At 59.6% G+C, this 21155-nt stretch carries 25 protein-coding genes; 10 read left to right on the forward strand and 15 right to left on the reverse strand.

What is annotated here, in order from left to right:
• A partial coding sequence (locus QVF59_RS02810; RefSeq protein ID WP_287877264.1) for a DUF3304 domain-containing protein occupies window positions 1-599 on the reverse strand: 599 nt, incomplete at its 3' end.
• Window positions 589-978, reverse strand: a complete 390-nt coding sequence (locus tag QVF59_RS02815; protein ID WP_159876013.1) for a hypothetical protein — start codon at window positions 976-978, stop codon at window positions 589-591. The genes QVF59_RS02815 and QVF59_RS02810, both read right to left, overlap by 11 nt.
• An 83-nt stretch (window positions 979-1061) precedes the next feature.
• On the opposite strand from QVF59_RS02815, the gene QVF59_RS02820 reads away from it, so the two are divergent.
• Entirely contained in the window at window positions 1062-1673 is a 612-nt protein-coding gene (locus tag QVF59_RS02820; RefSeq protein WP_287877265.1) for a 5-oxoprolinase subunit C family protein, read from the forward strand.
• A gap of 29 nt (window positions 1674-1702) precedes the next feature.
• Here QVF59_RS02820 and QVF59_RS02825 read toward each other — a convergent pair whose 3' ends face one another.
• A complete protein-coding gene (locus tag QVF59_RS02825; RefSeq protein ID WP_287877266.1) occupies window positions 1703-2869 on the reverse strand; it encodes a GGDEF domain-containing protein in 1167 nt (388 codons plus the stop codon).
• Between QVF59_RS02825 and QVF59_RS02830 the strand changes: the two genes are divergently transcribed.
• Window positions 2868-3053 carry a hypothetical protein gene (locus tag QVF59_RS02830; RefSeq protein ID WP_159876009.1) on the forward strand — a complete coding sequence of 62 codons (186 nt, stop codon included), beginning with the start codon at window positions 2868-2870 and terminating at the stop codon, window positions 3051-3053. The two genes, QVF59_RS02825 and QVF59_RS02830, sit on opposite strands and share 2 nt — an antisense overlap.
• Here the strand turns inward: QVF59_RS02830 and QVF59_RS02835 are convergent.
• From QVF59_RS02835 to QVF59_RS02860, 6 genes are all read right to left on the reverse strand, one after another.
• Complete coding sequence (locus QVF59_RS02835) at window positions 3036-4478, reverse strand: efflux transporter outer membrane subunit (protein ID WP_159876007.1); 1443 nt, start codon at window positions 4476-4478, stop codon at window positions 3036-3038. The genes QVF59_RS02830 and QVF59_RS02835 overlap by 18 nt on opposite strands.
• Window positions 4475-5326 carry an efflux RND transporter periplasmic adaptor subunit gene (locus QVF59_RS02840; RefSeq protein ID WP_240902623.1) on the reverse strand — a complete coding sequence of 284 codons (852 nt, stop codon included), beginning with the start codon at window positions 5324-5326 and terminating at the stop codon, window positions 4475-4477. Before QVF59_RS02840 ends, QVF59_RS02835 begins: the two co-directional genes overlap by 4 nt.
• A gap of 32 nt (window positions 5327-5358) precedes the next feature.
• Window positions 5359-5562 carry a DUF1656 domain-containing protein gene (locus QVF59_RS02845; RefSeq protein ID WP_089086263.1) on the reverse strand — a complete coding sequence of 68 codons (204 nt, stop codon included), beginning with the start codon at window positions 5560-5562 and terminating at the stop codon, window positions 5359-5361.
• Window positions 5559-7631 carry an FUSC family protein gene (locus tag QVF59_RS02850; RefSeq protein WP_159876005.1) on the reverse strand — a complete coding sequence of 691 codons (2073 nt, stop codon included), beginning with the start codon at window positions 7629-7631 and terminating at the stop codon, window positions 5559-5561. Before QVF59_RS02850 ends, QVF59_RS02845 begins: the two co-directional genes overlap by 4 nt.
• Window positions 7628-8125: a MarR family winged helix-turn-helix transcriptional regulator gene (locus QVF59_RS02855; RefSeq protein ID WP_240902622.1), complete on the reverse strand. Its 498-nt coding sequence runs from the start codon at window positions 8123-8125 to the stop codon at window positions 7628-7630. Before QVF59_RS02855 ends, QVF59_RS02850 begins: the two co-directional genes overlap by 4 nt.
• Window positions 8126-8311: 186 nt before the next feature.
• On the reverse strand, window positions 8312-8713 hold the full coding sequence (locus tag QVF59_RS02860) for a YMGG-like glycine zipper-containing protein (RefSeq protein WP_287877267.1): 402 nt from the start codon (window positions 8711-8713) through the stop codon (window positions 8312-8314).
• Between the two features lie 226 nt (window positions 8714-8939).
• Here QVF59_RS02860 and QVF59_RS02865 point away from each other — a divergent pair, with 226 nt between their 5' ends.
• Complete coding sequence (locus tag QVF59_RS02865) at window positions 8940-9917, forward strand: potassium channel family protein (protein ID WP_287877268.1); 978 nt, start codon at window positions 8940-8942, stop codon at window positions 9915-9917.
• Window positions 9918-10031: 114 nt separating this feature from the next.
• Here QVF59_RS02865 and QVF59_RS02870 read toward each other — a convergent pair whose 3' ends face one another.
• Window positions 10032-11624, reverse strand: coding sequence for an EAL domain-containing protein (locus QVF59_RS02870; RefSeq protein WP_287877269.1), 1593 nt, complete (start codon window positions 11622-11624; stop codon window positions 10032-10034).
• 456 nt (window positions 11625-12080) lie between these two features.
• Window positions 12081-12392: a pyrimidine/purine nucleoside phosphorylase gene (gene ppnP, locus QVF59_RS02875; RefSeq protein WP_159875999.1), complete on the reverse strand. Its 312-nt coding sequence runs from the start codon at window positions 12390-12392 to the stop codon at window positions 12081-12083.
• Between the two features lie 131 nt (window positions 12393-12523).
• Here ppnP and QVF59_RS02880 point away from each other — a divergent pair, with 131 nt between their 5' ends.
• Window positions 12524-13120, forward strand: a complete 597-nt coding sequence (locus QVF59_RS02880) for a hypothetical protein (protein ID WP_159875997.1) — start codon at window positions 12524-12526, stop codon at window positions 13118-13120.
• A gap of 4 nt (window positions 13121-13124) precedes the next feature.
• Here the strand turns inward: QVF59_RS02880 and QVF59_RS02885 are convergent, their stop codons facing one another.
• Entirely contained in the window at window positions 13125-14276 is a 1152-nt protein-coding gene (locus QVF59_RS02885) for an HD-GYP domain-containing protein (protein ID WP_159875995.1), read from the reverse strand.
• Between the two features lie 164 nt (window positions 14277-14440).
• Between QVF59_RS02885 and QVF59_RS02890 the strand changes: the two genes are divergently transcribed.
• The gene (locus tag QVF59_RS02890; protein ID WP_159875993.1) at window positions 14441-15286 is read left to right on the forward strand and encodes a dienelactone hydrolase family protein; all 846 of its coding nucleotides are present in this window, start codon (window positions 14441-14443) and stop codon (window positions 15284-15286) included.
• 6 nt (window positions 15287-15292) lie between these two features.
• On the opposite strand, the gene QVF59_RS02895 is transcribed toward QVF59_RS02890, so the two are convergent.
• Window positions 15293-16393 (reverse strand): HD-GYP domain-containing protein, encoded by a 1101-nt coding sequence (locus QVF59_RS02895; protein ID WP_287877270.1) that lies wholly within the window; start codon window positions 16391-16393, stop codon window positions 15293-15295.
• 139 nt (window positions 16394-16532) lie between these two features.
• Between QVF59_RS02895 and QVF59_RS02900 the strand changes: the two genes are divergently transcribed.
• The 4 genes from QVF59_RS02900 (at window position 16533) to QVF59_RS02915 (ending at window position 19066) form a co-directional block, all read left to right on the forward strand.
• Complete coding sequence (locus QVF59_RS02900; protein ID WP_159875989.1) at window positions 16533-17132, forward strand: HD domain-containing protein; 600 nt, start codon at window positions 16533-16535, stop codon at window positions 17130-17132.
• Between the two features lie 245 nt (window positions 17133-17377).
• Window positions 17378-17581, forward strand: coding sequence for a cold-shock protein (locus QVF59_RS02905; RefSeq protein WP_045845074.1), 204 nt, complete (start codon window positions 17378-17380; stop codon window positions 17579-17581).
• 101 nt (window positions 17582-17682) lie between these two features.
• Window positions 17683-18237: a DUF1415 domain-containing protein gene (locus QVF59_RS02910; RefSeq protein WP_159875987.1), complete on the forward strand. Its 555-nt coding sequence runs from the start codon at window positions 17683-17685 to the stop codon at window positions 18235-18237.
• A 79-nt stretch (window positions 18238-18316) separates the two neighbouring features.
• A complete protein-coding gene (locus QVF59_RS02915) occupies window positions 18317-19066 on the forward strand; it encodes a hypothetical protein (protein WP_159875985.1) in 750 nt (249 codons plus the stop codon).
• A gap of 126 nt (window positions 19067-19192) precedes the next feature.
• On the opposite strand, the gene QVF59_RS02920 is transcribed toward QVF59_RS02915, so the two are convergent.
• Window positions 19193-19768 carry a lysophospholipid acyltransferase family protein gene (locus tag QVF59_RS02920; RefSeq protein ID WP_287877271.1) on the reverse strand — a complete coding sequence of 192 codons (576 nt, stop codon included), beginning with the start codon at window positions 19766-19768 and terminating at the stop codon, window positions 19193-19195.
• 117 nt (window positions 19769-19885) lie between these two features.
• On the opposite strand from QVF59_RS02920, the gene QVF59_RS02925 reads away from it, so the two are divergent.
• A complete protein-coding gene (locus QVF59_RS02925) occupies window positions 19886-20308 on the forward strand; it encodes a superoxide dismutase family protein (RefSeq protein WP_287877272.1) in 423 nt (140 codons plus the stop codon).
• 25 nt (window positions 20309-20333) lie between these two features.
• Here QVF59_RS02925 and pflA read toward each other — a convergent pair whose 3' ends face one another.
• A complete protein-coding gene (gene pflA, locus QVF59_RS02930) occupies window positions 20334-21107 on the reverse strand; it encodes a pyruvate formate-lyase-activating protein (RefSeq protein WP_287877273.1) in 774 nt (257 codons plus the stop codon).
• Window positions 21108-21155: the final 48 nt, after the last annotated feature.

Here is a 21155-nt window from a genome sequence, read left to right on the forward strand (position 1 = left end):
GCTTTCGGACATGACTGACCCTCCAGTTGTTTGGCTTCAGCTCTCCACTGCTTGATCAGTGGATATTTCTGTTGGCAATCCAGTACCAGCCGTACCTGATGGCAGGGCAGGAACACCAGATTCAGGCCGCAGGTACTGCCATATCGTGGGATCTCCACCTGCGCGCTGTAGTGCTGGTAAGTCATTTGCTTTTTTTTCATGTACTCGCGAAAAGCGTTACGGTCTTTCGGACCACAATCCAAGCAAGGATTGGGGTCCTCCACCCAGCGCACGGTGGCCATCAGGCCGGGACGCCAGGTGCGGGGCAGCGTGGCGCAGCACTCCTCGCCGCCGGACACCCCGGCCACACCCAGAAACTCAAACTCGGCACTGATGACGGTGTAGATATGCGGGTTGAAGTCATACAGATGGGTAGGCACGCCAATCAGCCCGCCCCCCGGCCCGGCCAGGCTGGAGCACGCTGCCAGCCAGGGCAGCAGCAGGCAGAGCAGCGTGCGTTTAAGCCAGCGCAGCAGCGACGGCAACCCCGCACCCAAGGCCGGGGCAGCACTGGGGACCGCGAGTTGGGCGTGTTCCAGGTTTACGGGGTCATCGTGCATAGCCGCCACGATATAGAGATAGTCCGGACAAACTCGGGTTGGCGCAGATGCCTGCATGCAGAAGCGGGCTGAAGCGGTAGCGGGTTTCCTGCAGATTGTGGTCCTTGCGCACCATGCCATGCCAACAGTGCTGCTGCGCCGGGTCGGCTGATGGACTGGTCATGCCGCTGAGCACTGGCAACGGATGAGACGGCGGCGAGGTGATGATAAAGCTGATCGACCGGTCAATGAGGGTCACCAGTGCCAATGCACAGCCGGGACGGACGACGGTGAACCGCCGCAGATAAGGTGTGTCGAGGGCTTCGTCTAGGGTAAAGCTATGGACAGAGATAGCCAGTCCCTGACGGTCGGGGAAGGAGTGCTGGTAGGGGTTGCGCATGGGTAGGGTGTGAAGGGAGTGATGACATTGGCAATCATTGAAGTGTGCACGGCACAATGCCAATCAGATAGGGAGGAGTCTGTATGGCGAAAGGTCGAAAATCTGTATCAGACGAATTGGCTGGTTTAGGTAGATATCAGGGCAGGCGTTTGCTGGAAGGCGATGACTTGGTGCTGGGAGCCACGTTGCCAACAGCAGCGCAGTCTGGGAGAGCCCTGCCGGAATCACTGCGGCGCAGTCTGCCGCGCAAGGCTGTGGCGCGGGTACTCCCCGGCTTGTATGCGCATCGCCTGTGCGCCGAATCCGCAACACGGTTTTATCAGGAGGAATGGATAGTAGCCTCCGAGTCCGACCGCATCGGCTATCGGCTCAAAGGGGGTTCGCCCTTGCAGTTTCAACCATGGGAAGCACCATTCGGAGCCGGAGACGACCCGTCAAACATCGTGGACGCTGGCTATCCGATTGGCTCCATCCAGGTGTCCGCTGGCAAGGAGCCAATCATTCTGCTGCGTGATGCAGTCTCCGGAGGCGGCTACGCCATGGTAGGCACCGTCATCCGCGCGGATCTGGACGTAGCGGCGCATTGCAGCTCAATCAGGGCATTACGTTTAGCACAGCAGAGATGCAACAAGCCTTGCAGGCCAGACAACAATATCAGGCTGGGTTGCAGCAACTACGACTGGCGCTGCAGTTGAGCTGAACCCACCGCACCAGGAAGAGCGGATCAAGCATGGGCGACGATGGTATTACGTCCTGCCTGTTTGGCCGCATACAAAGCCTGGTCGGCATTGCGGTAGAGTTCGGGAAACGCAATTCCGGGCTGCCATGCTGCCAGCCCCATGCTGACACTGTAGGGAATGCTGCCGCCAAGCGAGGCCGCCGGCATGCCTCTGGCATGCAAACGTAAATCTTCCGCCAGCTCCAGGGCCTGCGGTACCGTGGCCTGCGGCAACAACAGCGCAAACTCCTCACCGCCCATCCGGCCCGCCACGTCGCCCGGTCGCAGGCCTTGCTGCAGCAGGGCGCTGAACGCCAGCAACACCTGATCGCCGGCCTGGTGGCCATGGCGATCGTTGATCTGCTTGAAATGATCCAGATCCATCAACACCAGACACAGGGGAAAGGCGCTGGCCTCGGCCTGTTGCAATAGCTGCATGCTGCGGGTTTCAAAACACTGTCGGGTATTCAGACCGGTCATGCCATCGTGCTCGGCACGCCAGGTAGCCTCGCTGAGCAGGTGCTCCTGCACCATGGCCACGGCCAGCATGGACAGGCCAGGCACCAGCGCTGCGGTCATGCTCATGGAAAAGACATTGGGTACGGTAGTGGCAAACAAGTCGTTGATATCGCCATAGCCACCGCCGTAGTAAATGGATCGCGATAAATGCAGCAGGGATGTGACCGCGCTGCAGGCCGCGCCCAGCCAGTAGACTGCCGCCCGGTGTGTGGGCTCGCGGTGGCGGTACAGCAGCCAGGCGGTGGCCGCAAACACGATGCTGATGCCGCCGGAGGAAATCACCACGCGCATCTGCATGCTGTCCAACAACAGGGTAAAGCCCAGCAAACCGCCAATGCCGGCCACCACCAGCATGGCCAGGGGCCGCGCATGGGTAGGCCGGCCCAGAAAACGGGCGCAGCCGATGTAAAACGTGCTGGCCGCCACCAGGCCCAGGCCATTGCTCAACACCACACTGAACACCAGCGGCAGCACCATGCGCAAACCCAGTGCCGGCAGATAGCCCAACATGGCGATATTGGCCAGCAGCCAGCTGCGGGTTCCGGCAACACCGGCTTTTTTTAATGACCACAGCTGTACCGTATTACAGGCACACAGCAACTCGGTGACCATGAATACCGGTAAGAGGATGGGAATACTGCCGGGAACCGCCATGAATTGCTTCCGTACAGACATCAAGGCCGCCATGCTATGCCCTGAGCGCAAGCAGGCACAAGCCCATTCAATTCAAATGGAATTTTTTTACATCAAACTGCTGGCAATATCATTGGCCATCCCTGCAGCTGACGACGGCACCGTCCGACACACCGCCGCCACTGCCTCATTCTGCCTTGCCTGACCGGGCCTGCTCCTCCCAGCCACCGCCCAAGGCCAGGAACAGGTTGACCTGATCCTGCGCCAGCTGGCTTTCGGCACTGGCCACGGCCAGATCGCTGCTGACCATGGTGCGATCGGCATCCAGACTGGACAGGTAAGGCGCACGGCCGGCCTGATACAGGCGGCGGTTCTGCGCGGCGGCATCGCGCGCACTGTCACGGGCGCTACGCAGCAGCGTCAGCCGCTGCAAGTCCTTGCCGTACAGGCTGAGGCTGGTTTCCACTTCACGCAGGGCATTGAGTACCACACCGTCAAAGTGGGCCAGCGCGGCGGCATTGTCGGCACGGGCAGCAGTGACGCGGGCGCGGCTGCCGCTGTCGGGAATGGTCCAGCTGATCAGCGGGCCAAAGCCGAAGCGCTGGGTGGAGCGCTTGCCCAGGTCTTCCACGAAACCGGTAAAGCCAGCCGATGCCCCCAGCGTGATGCTGGGATACAGCTCGGCGGTGGCCACGCCTATCATGGCGCTGGATTGCGCCAGCCGGCGTTCGGCCTGCTTCACATCGGGCCGGCGTGCCAGCAAGGCAGCCCCATCACCAACCGGAATGGCCTGCGCCAGTTGCGGTTCCTGCGTGCAAGCCAGCGCAGCTGGCGGCAAGGCCTCGCCCGGTGTTTTGCCCAGCAGCATGGCCAGGCGGTAACGGGCGGCATCGCGCTGGGCCTGATAGACGGGCAAGCCTGCCTGCACACTATCTGCCTGCGCCTTGGCCCGTAGCACATCGGTGGCGGTCAGTCGCCCGGCACGCGCCAGCCGCTGTGTCAGTTCCACTTGCTTCTGCTGCAGGCCGTATTGCTGTTGCAAGACCTGGTAGCCGTGGTTAGCCGAGCAGATCTGCAGATAGCTGCGTACGGTTTCTGCCGTCACGGTGATACTGGCCAGGTCGCGCGCCGCGCTTACCGCTTCGGTATTGGCTTCGGCAGCTTCCTCGCCACGCCTGAGCTTGCCAAACAGGTCAAGCTGATAGGCCACGCGGATGCCCTCATCCCCCAGATTGGTGACTGGCAACGGTTCTTCCAGCAGCATGCTCTGGCCGGAAACGCGCGCCCGCTCTGCCGAGGCCGATACGGCGGCATGCGGTCCGGCTTCGGCATTCACTTCGGTGGCCACTGCCATGGCTTTTTGCAGATTGGCCGTGGCCGCACGCAAATCGGTATTGGCAGCCCGGGCCTGTTCCACCAGCTGGTTTAGCACCGGGTCGTGATACAGCTGCCACCAGCGGGGGGCTGCCGGCTGCTGGCTGGTCAGCTTGCCGTCCACATTGGCAAAACCAGCCTGCGCTGCCGGGCGCTGCATCGCGGCCTTGTCCGGCAGATGGTAATCCGGGCCTACGGTGGTGCAGCCTGCCAAGGCAGTCACTACCAGCAAGGCAGTGGGGCAAAGTCGGTTCACGGCTGGCCTCCCTTGCCGGCAAGTACGGCCACGGTGGCGGTACGACCGGCAATCATGCGGAAATCTGCCGGGACTTCATCCAGCGTCACCCGTACCGGGATACGCTGTGCCAGCCGCACCCAGTTGAAGGTGGGATTCACATTGGGTAGCAAGGTGGCACCGTTGCTGCGGTCACGATCTTCGATGCCGGCGGCAATGCTCTGCACATGGCCGCGCAGCTTGCGCGCTTCGCCCATGATCTGGATTTCTACCGGCTGGTTCACCTGTACCCGGCCCAGCTTGGTTTCCTCGAAATAGCCGTCCACGTGGAAGGAACGGGCATCTACCAGCGACAGCACCGGTTTGCCGGTGCTGACATAGTCGCCAACACGTGGCATGCGGTCGTTAAGATAGCCATCGACCGGGCTATTCACCACGGTACGTTGCAGGTTCAGCCGGGCCACTTCCACGGCGGTTGCCGCAGCGGCAACATTGGCCTCGTCCTGCTGCACACGGGCTTCGCTTTGTTCAACACTTTCCCGGGCAACCAGATCGGCCAGACCACGGTTGCGCGCCGCCTCGCGTCTGGCCTGCGCCAGGCCGGCATTCTGCATGGCAAGCGTTGCTTCCGCCTGTTTCAGCGCCAGCGCATAGCGGGCGCGGTCGATGACAAACAGCACCTGGCCACGCTTCACCAGTTGGTTGTCGCTTACTTTCACCTCGGTGATCAGGCCGGAAACATCCGGTGAAATCTGCACCACGTCGGCACGGATGTGGCCATCCCGCGTCCACGGTGCATTGGTGTAGTAATCCCACAGGTAGCGCCCTACCAGCACTGCTGCCACTACCACAATCAGGGTCAGGGCCACCGGGCCCGCTTTTCCTGCCAGCTTTTTCATCATTACCATCCGCGAGTCAGCACGACGAAACCGCCGAGCACGATTACATACAAGGCGAAGTTCATCAGTGAACGGTGCCATACCAGTTTGTAGAAGCCCAGCTGACCCAAGAGGATGCGCAGGCCGGCGGTGACGCCAAAGGCCAGCACCATCAGGATCAGCAGGCTGGGGAAGAACACCCCGTAGATTTCGATTTCACCGATCACGGTGTCACGCCTCCAGTAGCCAAGGGTAAGGGGGCGGCCACGGCAAAGCTGCCGGCTGCCGGGAACAGGGTAAGCCGCAGTTCCACCAGTGCATTGAGTACGGTGAGCACCTGATGGTCGCTGCGGCGCGATGTCGCCAGCACCTGGTCCAGGGCGGCATCTATGCGTTGCAGCAGCTGTTCGCGGGTTGGCGCTTGCTGGCGCAATGCCAGCGCATGGCGGTAATGCACGGCCACATCGTCCAGCACCTGTTGCACGCGCTGGCCAGCCGGGCCGGGCAAGGCATTTTCGTCGCGCTGCAGGTGCAATACGCTAAAGCCGGTACGCAGTTCGCTGAACGCCTGTGGCAACTGGTCATGCCCGCTGGCGGCCAAGCGCGGTATCAGTTGGCCCAGTCGGTCCAGCATGCGCGCGGTCAGTTGCGGATAATCGTCCAGCTTACGCCCTGCCGCCATGCGTGCCAGGTCGTGCCAGCTGGCGCGTCGCAGCCGGCGGATGGCCAGCTCGATGCCGAAGGGACGTACCAGCAGGCTGAACAACAGCGCAAACGACACCCCTACCACGGTGGCAACATTACCGTTGAAAAACGCATTGAAATCGGTGTCGTACGCCCCTTGCAAGCTGAGAAAGGTAGCGGTGTTCACCGTCAGCATCATGGCAATCATGGTGAACTGCGGCCGGGTAAACAGCGTGCCCACCAGCAAGAACGGTACCGCCAGCATGGCCACCAGCATTTCAAAGGTATAGGCCGCCGGAATCACCATGAACAGCAATACGGTGGTCAGCACAATGCTGACCACCGCCCAGATGAGGAAGGTGCGCATCATCGGGGCGGGTTCGTCCAGCGCGGCAAAAAAGCAGGAGGCAATCGCCACCATGATCACGGCACCGGAACCGTCGGTCCAGCCCAGCTGTATCCACAACTGCGAGGCCAGAAAGATGGCGGCAGACGCTTGCAACGCGGAAAACGCCATCATGCCGTAATCGTAATGCCGTGCTGTGCCACCCACCGGCCAATGCCGATAGGCTGGCTTCCACTGAAAAGTGGGGTGCTCTTCCGCCAGCAACTGCTGCAACAATCGACAGTCCAGCCACAGATTGATCAGTGACTGCAACCGAGCCAGCACATGGGCAGCCAGCAGCGACTGCCAGTCATTGCCGTTGGCAATTTCCTGTTTCAGCGCGGCCAGTTGGCGCTGCAGCACCGGCACCGCCTGACGGCTGTGAGCGAGGTCCGGGTCAGCCATCCAGTCAGCTACCTGCTGCATCAGCGCCGCCAGCGGTGCAGGCAGCCCTGCAGCCTGCTGCACCAGCGCCTGCCGGGTTTCGGTCAGCGAGGACAGGATGGGCAGCAGCATGCTCATGCGGCCACGCAGCTCGCGCGCATGCTTGACCATGGCAAAGCTGGTGGTGTCGTAGGACAGATGAGAAATAAACTGATCCAATGCCAGGATATCCGCCGCCAGCTTGTGGCGACTGGCATGAGCCAGCTCTGCAGCCTCGGCCCGCGGCGGGGTAAGCAGCTCGCAGGCCCAGTCGCGCGCATCCTGCATCCAGCTGTTGATGCGGGCGCTGAAAATAGGGGCTACCTTGCCTGGCCATACCAGTGCGGATACCACGCTGGCACACAGGATGCCCAGCAGGATTTCCTCGCTGCGCGCCAGTGCCACATCGAAGATGGTTTCCGGATTATTCAGTGTGGGCAGGGCAATCATCGGCAGGGTGTAGGCCGACAACATGAACAGATAGCTGCGCGGCGTGCGGTCCAGCAGAGAAATACTCAGCAGGCTGCCAGTCCACAAGGCCACCACCAGGCACAGCAAAGTAGGCGCATTGACAAACAGCGGCATCAGGATGACGGCGGCCGAAGCCCCCAGCAGGGTACCGCCGATGCGGTACACCGCCTTGGATCGGGTGGCCCCGGTCAGCGGGTGCGACACCACGTATACCGTGGCCATTGCCCAGTAGGGCCGCGGCAGTTCCAGCGCCATGGCGATGAACAGCGCCAGCATGGCGGCGGCAAACACCTTGGCCGAAAAAAACCAGTCGCGCCAGGAAGGAAATGTCATGCCCGCCCCTGCCCGGCCATCGCCGCCAGTTCGGCCGCCAGTCCGGGCCGCTGGAACGCATCATCCACCGCCGCGAATACCCGCAGCGTAGCCTCCAGGTCCGCCGCGGAAATATCCTTGAACACCAGAGCGCGCAAGCCCACCAGTTCAACTTCAATCTTGTTGGTCAGCACCCTGCCCGCTTCGGTAAACCACAAGGTATTGGAACGGCGATCCACCTTGTCTTTTTCCCGCCTCACCAGTCCATCAGTTGCCAACTGGTCGATGACGCGCACCAGCGACGGGCCTTCAATGCCGATTTCCTCGGCCAGCGCCACCTGGTTGATTCCTTCACCCAAGCGTCCAATAAAAATCAGGGCAGTGGCACAGGGTGCCGTCAGGCCATGGCCAAATACCACATCCTGCGAGATATGCCGCCATTTACGGCCGGCATGCATGATGGCACTGGTAATGCCAAGGCGCAGTAAATCCACATTGTCCATAATGGTTTGCATGTAAATGATTTGATTGCTAATCAATTATAAGGAAAGCATCCCCGCCAAGGCAAGACATTTTCTGGCACCACCAAGCACAATCCCCGCTTGCGCATTACTCTCGCCACAATGCAAAAAGCCCTGATTGCTCAGGGCTTTTCAGCATAGACAGACCAAACGGTGCATTCCAGTTACACCACGACAGGCTCAATCGCCGTGGCGGTAATCGTCGTGCCAGTCACGGCCATGCCAGTCGCGACGATGGTAATGATCGCGCCAGTCACCACGCCAGTCGCCATGCCAGTATGGCCGCGGCGGCGGGGCATAGCGTACCGGTTCCACATAGGCTACCGGCTGGTATACCACGGGAGCCGGGGGCGGCAAGGGGCGATAGCGGCGTTCTTCATCATGCTGGTAGGCCAGCGCAGTGCCGACACTGCCACCAACTGCGCTACCAATGATGGCACCATTGCGTCCGCCAATGGACTGGCCAACGGCGGCACCCACGGCACCGCCCAGCGCGCCGCCAAGAATGGCCGAGGCGTCGGCATGCGCAAGACTGGTAAACGACAGCGCCAGCAGCGCGGGAATCAGGATGCGGGTTTTCATGGACTGGACCTCCAATGCGTTGATACCGCTCCAGATTAGCGCCTGCCAGGTAACGGCATGTAAAACAGTGTGAAGAAGCATTGCACCAGCCGGTCCGGCACATGTTTGTACACATTTTGGCCTTCAGCGTTTCGCCTTCTTGCAGCCTCAGGACACTGAACTCAACATGTCGCAGTCATGCAGAGCGGCTATAATGCCGCATTTCCCAGCGGCACCCCACTCTCTCATGCGCCAAAGCTTCCCACGTAAACTCGTGTTCCTGAGCAGCCTGGTTTTTGCCGCCCTGCTGTTTGGCACCAGCGGCTACATGCTGATCGAACACTGGGACTTCTCCGACAGTCTGTTCATGACAGTCATTACCCTGGCCACCATCGGCTATGGTGAAACCCACAACCTGTCGCTGGATGGCCGCTACTTCACCATTGCCCTGATTGTGTTTGGCACCGGCGTGGTCGGTTATGGCATTTCCTCGCTCACCCTGATGCTGTTTCAGGGCGACCTGCCGCTTTATCTGAGACGAAAGAAAATGGAAAAACTGATCACACGCATGCGTGGCCACACCATCATCTGCGGCCTGAGCCATACCGGCCGCTATGCGCTGGAGGAGCTGCTGGGCACCCAGCATCAGGTGGTGGTGATCGAGAAGGACGAAACCAATACCATGCTGCTGCAGGAGCTGGATATTCCCTTTATCGTCGGAGATGCATCCGAGGATGAAAACCTCTCCGCCGCTGGTATTACGCATGCCCGCGCCCTGATTTCCTGCCTGAGCGCCGATGCTGATAATGCCTTTGTGGTGGTCACCGCCAAAAGCCTGAACAGCAAGGTGCTGGCCGTGGCAAAAGCGGAGAACGAAAGCTCGCGCAAGAAGCTGCTGGCGGTGGGTGCGGACAATGTGGTGATTCCATCCCACTTGGGCGGCATGAACATGGCCAATATCGTGGCTCATCCGGAAACCCTGCACTTCTTCGAGCACCTGCATCACCGTTATCCCAACCAGTTTCGCGCTCAGGTTCATGTTCTGGACGAGCGCTGGGAAGGCCTGCCGCTGGAATGCTTCCTGAAAGACGGCTTTGACGGCAAAGCCATGGTGATTGCACTGGAACGCAGCCCAGGCGAGGTCGAGTTTTCTCCCGGCCCGGAAATCATCATGCACAGCGGGGAATCCTTACTGCTGATCAGCACCCAGACTCCCAACACCTAGCAGACAGCACAAGGGCCGGGTGCAACCCGGCCCTTGTCACCTCATCCCGTTATCAGCACGCAGGCAGCATGGCACCCCGCCACATTGCCAGCAATCCTTCCACTCCAGCCAAGCTCAACGATCTGTTGCTTCGCTACGGCCTGTCGCCATGGCGGCAACAGACGGCACCCGGTCCTGAGTAATGCCGGAATACAGCCACTGACGAAAATGGTTCAGCGTCATCGGCTTGCCAAAATAAAAACCCTGCAGAAACTGGAAGCCCTTGACCGACAAATAGTTCTGCTGCCCTTGGGTTTCCACCCCCTTCACGATCACCTGCACCCCCAGCTGATGTGAGGTTTGCAGCAGTCCATCCAGAATATTGGCCTTGAAACTGTCCTTGCCCAGCGCCGACACATAGCCCTTTTCCACCTTCAGATAATCGAATCCCCAGCGGCGCAGGTAGTTGCGGTCGGCATGGCCGATGCCAAAATCATCCAGTGCCAGCTTCACGCCCATCTGGCGCAGGTCCTGCACCACCCGGTGGGTAACCTGATGCTCGGGCAGCGGAAAGCGCTCCGACACTTCCAGCACCAGCACGGCTTTTTTCTCGCGCAGTACTGCCAGCAGAATCTTGCAGTCTTCCACCAGATCCGGCATGCCAAGATGCTCGGCAGCAATATTGATACCAACCAGGAAGCCAGGCGGCAATGCAACTTGCTTGAATTCCTTGCTGACGCGGCGGATCAGGTAACGGGTCAATGGCACAATCAGCCCGGCATCTTCGGCGGCAGGAATGAACAGGTCGGAACGAATGGCACCCTGTACCGGATGACGCCAGCGGGCCAGCACCTCTACTCCGATGCATTCACCGTGCTCCGCCGTGACAATGGGCTGGTAGTGGGTAAAGAACTCGCGGTTACGAATGCCCTGGGCAATTTCCCAAGAGCTGGAATTACGTGCCAGTTGACGACGCAGCAAAGCCCAGCCCAGTGCCACACCAGCCAGGGCAGCTAGCAACAGGGTGTCCAGCCGGCGCAACACCGAATGCTGCACCACCTCAGCCCAGGATTCCCGCACAACAACTTCCAGCAAGCCATCCTGTGTAGCAGCCTGATAACTCAGCCCTTGCCCGACAGCATCATCCACCGCATGCACCGTACCGTCCGCAGCCAGATACTGCGATCCCATCCTCACCCCGGCCACGACACCGGTACTGCCAGGCTGCAACAAGGCGGCCAGCGATACCGCCCCCAGCTCCAGCATGCTACCGCCATTACCCTGATGCTGCAGCACAAATGCCGGGCTGCCAGCCTGAGAGCTGCGCAAAATCAGAGTAGAACCTGCGGCTACGGCAGGCGGATTATCAATACGGGAAATATCCGAGGTACACACCCGGCCATCCGGCGCAGTACGCAACGCATAGCGGGCATGCGGCGTAGCCTGGACAACAGCGGCCAGCAAACGGGAGGTCAGCTCACAGTTGCTACCGGGCGCAATCGCATCAATACGGGCCAGGGCGGTATTGGCTTGCGCAAACTGCAGCTCCAGCTGATGTGCAATGGTAACGGCCCGCTGCTGCAGATCAGCACGGTCCTGCAGATACGCCGCCCCCAGGGCCAGCAGCCAGCCAATCAACAGACAGGCGCATACCGCGACGGGATAGACCACCGCCGGTTTGGCAGACAATGCATGGCGCGACCACTGCGCCCCGAGCCTTTTAAGCATCCACTTGTTCCAGTCACCACGCCCATGGCTGGTTTATCACGACAGCGTACCCCCATCGGCCACTGTCTGGTTATTGTCATCATAGCTCTTATTGCCCCCAACCCAAGCTGGATCGGGCTTGCAAGGATATCCTTTCGGATAAGTAAGGAAAAGCGTAGTTTTGCTTACAACCACAGGCGATCATCAGCAACATCACCATGACAAATGCAATAACACAGCGTGCCGCAGCCTACCCTCGACAGGCAGCAGCCATTTGCTCAGCAGATATCGCCACAAGACAGACACCGGAATAACGGCAGAAAGAGGAAGGATGGCAGTCGCCAGAAGGGAAAAGAAAGACGGCTGGTTGTATTGCAAGTGGCAAGGCAGAATCACCCGCTCAGGACTGCCAGATCACACTGCCCCGCCAGCAAACGTGGCAAGGCAATGTGCGGTATCGGATTCAGACGGTGATAATCAGCCGAAGTGACAAACGTAGTGCAGGGTTTCCAGTACTTCGATCTGGAAGGAGCTGTCCCCCGGCACATTGAAGCTCTGGCCACCCTGATAGTCGATAGCTTCGCTGCTGCCGGCCAGGGTGATGCGGCACTTGCCTTCCAGCAGTTCCATGATTTCGGGAGCGCCGGTATTGAACAGCAGCTTGGACGGCAGGATCACGCCCACCGATTTGCTGGTGCCATCGGCCAGTGTAATGCTGTGGCTGACGCATTTGCCATCAAAATAGACATTGGCACGCTTGGCCACACTGACATTGTCGAACTGATCCATGGGTATCCTTTGCTCGTGTTTTTGTTATCAACGATAAAATGATCGGCTAGCATACCCGAATCCACCATAACGGCAAGATGCAGACCGGCACGTGCCATCTTGCTTGCCATCTCGACAGGGAGCGAAGACTCATGGCCATTATCCAGCGCTACAGCCTGCTGCTGACGCCATTTCTACTAGCCGCCTGCAGCACCATGGCTGACCGCCTGCAAGGCAGCATCACCCCACCTCCGGGCTATGGCTATGCCATCGTCTCGCTGACGGCCAAGGCTTTTGATCAGGACTCGGCCAATACCGGACTGCATATTGCCGACAGCAGTGGCCATGTGGTGGCCAATGGCCGCGCCAGCATGAATACGGACACCGTGTTCGGAGAAGAAGGCATGAGTCCGGTAGACGGCAGGCTGCTGCTGTTTGCTCTGCCGCCAGGGCATTATCAGGTAGCCGATGCCTGGGGTAACTGGGTGGAAGAATCAGGCTGGGGCAGCCAGTGGCGCTCGGTCACGCTGCCGGTCCAGGCTGGTTTCGACATCAGTGCCGGCAACAGCGTGTATCTGGGAGAGGTGTTTCTGGATTTGTCCATGCGGCCGGAACTGAAGCTGAGCAATCAGCAAAAGCGGGACTTCGGCCACATGCAACGGGTATGGAAGGTCAATAATCTGAGCACTGTTCGCATCAGTCCCCTGCAAACCTCCGGTAGCGAACAGGTGGCACCGGCCAGCCACTGACAGCCTAGCCCAGCCGCGAGGTCCACAGCCGGGTGAGATAAGCAGGATTGACCGCGGCCGTCGCAGCGGCAACCGGCTCCAGTACCCGGCAAGTGCTCTGGCGGGTATCTCGCAGCAAGACATCAGCATAGGGCGGGCCATCCACCTTGCGCAGGGCAGCCACCCGCGGCTGATTGGCCTTGTCTCCGCTGTGAGTGACCACGGCAATTTCATTACTGGCCAGGCGCACGAAACTGCCGGGTGGGTAGATGCCCATTTCCTTGATCATCAGCGCAACCAGCGCCGGCTCAAACCGCCCCAGCTCGCCACGGAACAGGCTGGCCATCACTTGCGAAGGCAGCACGGCAACATCGCTGTGGAACTGTTCGCACAGCAGGTCAGCCAGTGCCAGCAGGCGCGCATCGGGATGGATGTCATCACCGCGTAGTCCGGCCGGATAGCCCTGACCGTCATCCTGCTCATGGTGCGTTTGCACCAGCATGTGCCAGTGTTCATCCACCACTCCCGCCTCGCGCAGAATGGCCGAACCCAGTACCGGGTGTGCCACCAGCGCTTCCTGCTGAGACAGGCTTAGCGCCTGACGCTGGCTACCCAGCTGATTCAGCAACTGGCTGATGGCCACATTCATCGACATGGCAGCACATACCAGGCTATGCAGACGCGCCGGCTCCAGCCCCTGGCGCCGGCCCAGCAGGGCCACCAGGGTGGCCACCTTCAGGCTGTGCGACTTCACCGGCACCAGAAACAGCGACGCCAGCAAGCCATCGCGAAAACGCTGGGTAAGCTGCAGCAGCTCGTCCGCCATTTCTTCCAGCCGACCTCCCAGGCCAGGTACAGCCAGGCCGTGCAACAGCAAAGCCTCCAGCCGCCCGGCCATGAAGCCTACCTCCACCAGCGGATTCTTCGGTGCCATGGCCGCCGCTTCGCGCTCGCGCTGGGCAGCACGGTCCAGCCGTTCGCGCTCCAGCCTTACCGCCACTTCCTCGGCATCGCCGTGTGCCACATCCATCAGGCGTTCGCGCTGCTCTGGCGTCAGGACATAATGCCCCTTCTTTAACAGCAAAAAGCCATTCTTGGCATAGACATCAACCGGGAGCTGCTCCCCTACGCGCAAAAAGCTGCCGGGAAGTTTTATCTTGGAGGGTGGCTGGGACATGGTGGTGACTGAGATAACGTATCTAGACTACAGTTTAGTCAAACAGAGGCCATTGCGCCGACAAAGCAGGCAAGGAGCAACAATCGAGCGGCATTGTCGCCAAGCGTGTCGCAAACCACAAGTCCCGGCGGTATGCCGGATACAACCACGGGAGCATTCTGTCCATGCAAGCATTCGACCCACCACGTCGTGACTTCCTCAAAGGTGCACTGGCTGCCGGCTTCGCCCTGGCGGTACAGCCTGTCGCCGCCAGCAGCATCATCACCGACACCCTGTCACTGGATACCGGCCTGACCGGCATTGCACTGGATGATGGCATTCTGCCTGTCTACTTTGCCCATCCTGCCGGCCAGACAACCGGCATGCCCATCATGCTGGTGGTACAGGAAATCTTTGGTGTGCACGAGCATATCCGTGATATCTGTCGCCGTCTGGCCAAACTAGGCTATCTGGCCATTGCCCCGGAGCTGTATTTCCGGCAGGGCAATCCAGCAGAAAGCAGCAACATCACCACCATCATCAGCACGATTGTCAGCAAGGTACCGGACCAGCAGGTCATGCAAGATCTGGACGCCACCCTGGCCTGGGCCGGTCTGCATGGCGGAGACGTGAAGCGGGCGGCCATCACCGGCTTCTGCTGGGGTGGACGCATCAGCTGGCTATACGCCAGCCACAACCCCGACTTGAAGGCCGGCATTGCCTGGTATGGCAAGCTGGTGGGCGAGCACGACCCGATGACGCCAAGCCAGCCCGTTGACCTTGCCGCCAATCTTGCCGTACCGGTACTCGGCCTGTATGGCGGACAGGATGGCAGCATCCCGCAAGACAGTGTCAACACCATGCGCAATGCCTTGCAACAAGGCCACAGCGGCTCGCAGATCGTGGTGTATCCGCAAGCCGGACACGCCTTCAATGCCGACTACCGCCCTTCATATAATGCAGCGGCAGCACAGGATGGCTGGCAGCGCATGCAAACCTGGCTGGACAGCCACGGTATGGCGGTACGCTGAAACCGCTTAGCTTGCCGCCTGCTCCAGCATGCGGCGCAGCACCTGATTGAAGGGATCAAGCCAGGCACGCTCGAATTGATCATCCGCCGCATTCAGCTCGGCGGCCGCGCGCAGCATGGAGCGGCGCTGCCCGCGATGGGCATGCTTGAGCATCACGGCCTCGAAGGCATCCACCAGCGCCAGAATGCGCGCTCCCTGGCAGATCTCGCCGCTGGCGAGGCCGTATGGATAACCCTCACCATCCGGTGTTTCGTGGTGCTGCATCACCATCAACGCCGCGCCTTCCCAGCCAGGCATACGCCCCATCAGGCCGGCCACCCAAGCCGGGTGCAGTACCATCAGGCGGCGTTCGTTTTCGCTGATGCTACCCAGCTTGAGCCACACTTGTTCGGGCAGAAACATCATGCCGACATCGTGCATGTACACGGCTGCCTCCAGCTGTTCGGCATCCACCCAGCCGCCCGCCTGGCGATTCAGTTCCAGTGCCAGCCGCAAATTGCGCTCGGTACGGCCAACAAATTCCGGCATGCGCTGTTCCAGCTGGAAAGCCAGCGTACGAAACAGCAGCATATCCTGCTGACGCGACTGCGCCACCGATTTGCCGGCAGCCGCCGCCACCGGCGCATCGCTGCTACCCTGCGCACCAACCATGGCCGCAATCAGCCGTGAACAGGTGGCCAGCACTGAAGGCAATGGCGCACTTTCCAGCGAGCACAGTGCATCTAGCAGATTATGCATCTGTGCCACATCCACCTTGCGAGCACCGGCAACCTGAGCCATCACCAGGTCCAGCCGATCGAGCACCAGCAGCAGCACATCACCCATGACTTCCTGATACACCAGCTCGCCACTGCGCAAACGTGCCAGCAATCCTTCCAGCGCATGGGCAAACGGCACCACAAACATCACCCGGCACAGACCCGCATCGCCTTTTATCGTGTGGACCAGGCGAAACAGATCGCCAATCAACTCGGGCGAGCGCGGGTTCTGGCTCAGCTGTGAAGCCAGCTTTTCAATCTGCGGCGCGTAATCGGACAGCACATCGCGGAAATCCTGAAAGCCTTCCGCGTCTTCCCGCACAAACAGCAATTGCTCTTCTTCGCTCATGGCATGCTCACGGTGTGACCAGATGTCATTGCACTATAAATCATCAGATTGACTCCAACCGATTCAATCCCTTGCCGCGTGTCAAAAACAGCGGAGTATCATGTGCGCCTTTCCCGTGACTTTGCCGGAGTATCCAGCCATGCCCGCCCCCTTCATTGCCTTGCAACAGCAAATCGACTTCATTCTGGAAGTCGACAAACTCAAATCCGTACTGCGCAAAACCAAGCCAGTCGGCCTCGAGCGCTATGAAAACTCGGCGGAACACAGCTGGCAGGCCGCCTTGCTGGCCCTGGCCATGACCGAACATGCACCGGTGGCACTGAATATCGACAAAGTCATCCGCATGCTGCTGATTCACGATCTGGGAGAAATAGATACCGGCGATGTAATTGTCTATGCCGCCACCGACAATGCCGAACGCGAGGCTGAAGAATTGGCGGCCATACGCCGTATCTGCGGCCTGCTGCCAGAACAACAGGCTGCCGGGCTGGTGGAACTATGGCAGGAGTTCGAGGCACGCCAGAGTGCCGAAGCACGCTTTGCCCGTGCAATGGACCGGCTGATGCCCATCCTGCTCAACCTGAACCGCCAGGGACAAAGCTGGCGTGAAAACGGCGTCAGTAAGCAGCAGGTACTGTCCATGGCTGCCAGCAAGGTCAGTGATGGCTGCCCACTGGCAGGCCAGTGGCTACTGCAGGCGCTGGACGAAGCAGAAAAACAGGGATTTTTTGGCGCGTAAAACCGTCACCAGGCCAAATAAACCACAATCAATACAATGTTTTTGGTCAGGACTGATCACAGACGGGGCGGATAGCGCGCAGAAAATACTTGCCAACATTCGCAACAATGGGCAGTATGCCTGCCTGCAGGATGCTCAAGTTGTGGATGTGTAGTTGTCGTAGTGGCATTTAGTCCGTACCTCAGTCGCCATTTCCCTTGAACTTCATGCGTTTTATCAACTTGCTCGTTTTGAGGATAAACAAAATGGCAACCGGTACCGTTAAGTGGTTCAACGACTCCAAAGGTTTTGGCTTCATCACTCCGGATGAAGGTGGCGATGACGTATTCGCTCACTTCTCCCAGATCAATGCCAAAGGCTTCCGCACCCTGGCCGAAAACCAGCGCGTAAGCTTCGACATCGTCGATGGCCCGAAAGGCAAGCAAGCCTCCAACATCCAGCCGCTGTAATCTTTTAAAGATTACTCGCTGATGAAAACCCGGACTCGTCCGGGTTTTTTGTTTTCCAAGCTTCACCGCCGTATATCACCCAGCCATTCGGACCTAGCACCATGCAAACGCCAACCCACGAAGAAGCCATTACCAGCACACGCGAATGGCTGGAAAAGGCCGTCATCGGCCTGAATCTCTGCCCCTTTGCCAAATCGGTTTATGTCAAAAACCAGGTACGCATTGTCGTAAGCGACGCCACGGAACCGGCGCAACTCGCCGAAGAGCTGGCGCGTGAGCTGCGCCTGCTGGCCGATACCGACCCGGAAGAAACCGATACCACCCTGCTGGTACACCCTTATGTATTGCAGCGCTTCCTGGATTTCAACGAATTCCAGGATATCGCTGACGCCATCGTCGAAGAACTGGAACTGGACGGAGAGCTGCAGGTTGCCAGCTTCCATCCGAAATTCCAGTTTGACGGCACCGGCATCAATGATGTCAGCAACTACACCAACCGCTCGCCCTGGCCTACTCTGCACCTGATTCGCGAAGCCAGCATCGATCGGGCCGTGGAAGCCTTTCCGGACGCCGAAGCCATCTTCGAAAAAAATATCGAAACAGTCACCCGCCTTGGTGTAGATGGCTGGCGCGCCCTGTTCGCCACCAAGTCCTGACACCTGGCCTACTTGCTTGAGTGCAGGCAACAGGGTAAAACGGCTCATCTTCACTTTTACACGCCAGGCGTGCACAGCCATGAAGATGCTACGCTTTGCCCTACTCTTGCTGCTGGGCCTGCTACTGGCCGGCTGCAGTAACGCGCCAGTACGCAAACCGGTCAAGGGGGACGATTTCAGCTCTGCCGAACTGGGTCAGAGCGCAGCCAATCGCATGGCCAACCTGGCCATGCGCGACAATCTGGCCAGCCTGCAAACCTTGCTGGACAAGCTTTATCGCCGCAACCCGTCGCAATGGCAAAAAGCAGGCTTCAGCAGCCGCGATGCCGCCATCTCCCAAGTCATGAACGCAATCCGGCAGAATCAGCCCCTGCCCAGCCTGGGACAGGTGCGCTCCACCGCCGCACTAAGCACTGCCTTTGATCCGCAATTTGGCGGCGACCGCGTAGGTACGCTGGTATTCGGGCTGGGCAGCATGCTGGTGGAGGTTTATGGTGGTCGTACCGAACTGTATCTGGTACACGGGCTGAATGCCCAGCAACTGGCCAATGCCGCCTACAATGTCGAAGTGGCCTCCTGGCTGCTGGGGCGCAGGCAGAATCCGGACGGCAGCCCCATGCTGCTGGCCAATGAAATCACACCACAGCTGCGCAATCTGAGCTTTGAACGCGAAATGTCCAAGATCATTGCACGGCTGGAGTTGCTGGCCGAGCTGTCCGATGAAAAGCTGCGCCGCAGCGCCATCGACTTTGGCCAGTCCTTGCTGGCCGCACCCTTCCTGCAGTTCATCCCGGTGCAAGCAGCCACCAGCGCAGCCCCCGTTCCCTGAAAACAAGCCGTCACCATGCAACAGGCCCGCAGCAACTGCCTGCGGGCCTGTACCGATCAAGGCATCCGGCAACCAGTACTACCTGGATACGGCCGCGGATGGCAAGGTGTGTTTTTACGACCCCGCCTAGTGCTGGTCCGGGTATTTACCCACCTTATCCTGATAAAAAGCCTGGATTTGCGGCATGTCCACCGCGATATCACCGATCGGATAAAACACCGGACCGAAACCGCATACCTTGCGTGCGTAATCCATATAAGCCAGCGCCACCGGCACCTGCGCACCGCAGGCGATGTGGTAAAACCCGGTCTTCCATTCCTTGACACGCTGACGGGTGCCTTCCGGCGGAATGGCCACCACCAGCTTGTCGGAACGCTGGTATACATCCACCATCTGCTGCACCAGCGAGTTGCTGCGGCTGCGCAGTACCGGAATCCCCCCCAACCAGCGCATGAGTGGTCCCATCGGCCCCCAGAACAAAGTGTGCTTGCCCATCCAGTACAGCTTGGCACGCAGGGCAAAGCACACGCCCAGCGTCAGCGGGAAATCCCAGTTACTGGTATGCGGTGCAGCAATCAGCACGTATTTGGGTAGATCAGGAAAGTTGCCATCAATGCGCCAACCATGCAGACGCAGCAGGAAAATGGACAAGGTGCGCATCAGGTCGCGCAGGATTGGCGTGTCGAAAATGGTGTAGTGCATGAGCCCGGCATAAGGGCAGGACTCACTGACGGGACGGCTGGCAGCCTCCTGTCAGAAGCCTGCCTTGACGATGGAAAAGGCGGACTGTACCGGATATGGCTACAGGGGTAAATCAGAATGATGCAGCCGACCGCAGCCACACCGGTTCGCCACAATACACCATCAACTGCGCTGCAGGATTTCTTTAAGGTCTTTCTGCACATCCCAGTAGGTGACATCAGCATCATAGACCCCAAGGCAAGTGGGTTTGGCGAGGTAGCGCTGGGCATTGCGACTATCCATGGAGCAAAACAGCAAGCGCTCCTTTTCCCAGATGACGATGCACTGGCCTTTTTTGGAAAGCCGGTCGATCAGGGTACTAATCTGTTCGCTGATCACCCGGGAAGACAGATTGCCGGTTTGCTTGCCGGCTTTGCACGGTTCTTTATTCATCGCTTCGGACAATCATTTCAGGGTTGTTCAATGACCTACCCGTCGTATTATCCTGAGCTGAGAAACAATACCTATCAGAAGTTTCGGAAAGATAGCCAGAACCTTTAACCCATACCCTGGTTCTCCACCCGCCTCAACAGACAGTCAACCCTCGCGCAGCAAACAAGGCCCGGGCCGCATCCACTACCGCCGAAGCGGCGGCCGGGGTGTTGGCCAGCGGGTAGTCCAGTCCAAGTTCTGCCCATTTGGCTGCTCCCATCTGATGAAAGGGCAAAACCTCCACCCGTTGCACGATACTGCCCAGACTGGCTGCGTAGTCTGCCAGGCGGGCGATATCAGCCGCGCCATCGGTCAAACCCGGCACCAGCACATAGCGCAGCCACATCGGCTTGCCCAGCCGCTTTAGCCGCTGGGCAAAATCCAGCGTCGGCTGTAGCGCCTGTCCGGTAATCAGCTGATAGCGCACCGGGTCGCTGTGCTTGATGTCCAGCAATACCAGATCGACCTGGTCAAACCAGGCATCATCCACATTGGCATGCAAGAAGCCCTGGGTATCCAGCGCGGTGTGCAGGCCGTAGCGCTGCTTGATGGCAGTGAATAGTGCCCCGACAAATTCTGCCTGCATCAGCGGCTCGCCACCGGATACAGTCACGCCACCGGCAAATTTGAGAAAGCCGGCATAGGGTGCGATTTCCGCCACTGCCTGTTCAACCGTCAACTGCCTTCCCGCATGCAGCTTCCAGGTGTCCGGGTTGTGGCAGTACTGGCAGCGAAACTGGCAGCCGGACATGAAATAGACAAAGCGCATGCCCGGCCCGTCCACTCCGGCACCGCTTTCGGTGGAGTGGACATAGCCGGTCAGCTCACCCTGACTGAGCGGCACATGCACCACATGCTGCTGGGTCATGAAAACTCCCGATGAAAAACCCGCCCGTCAGCATCTGCCGGCGGGCGG

It is taken from the genome of Aquitalea sp. (assembly GCF_030150775.1).
GTDB lineage: Bacteria > Pseudomonadota > Gammaproteobacteria > Burkholderiales > Chromobacteriaceae > Aquitalea > Aquitalea denitrificans.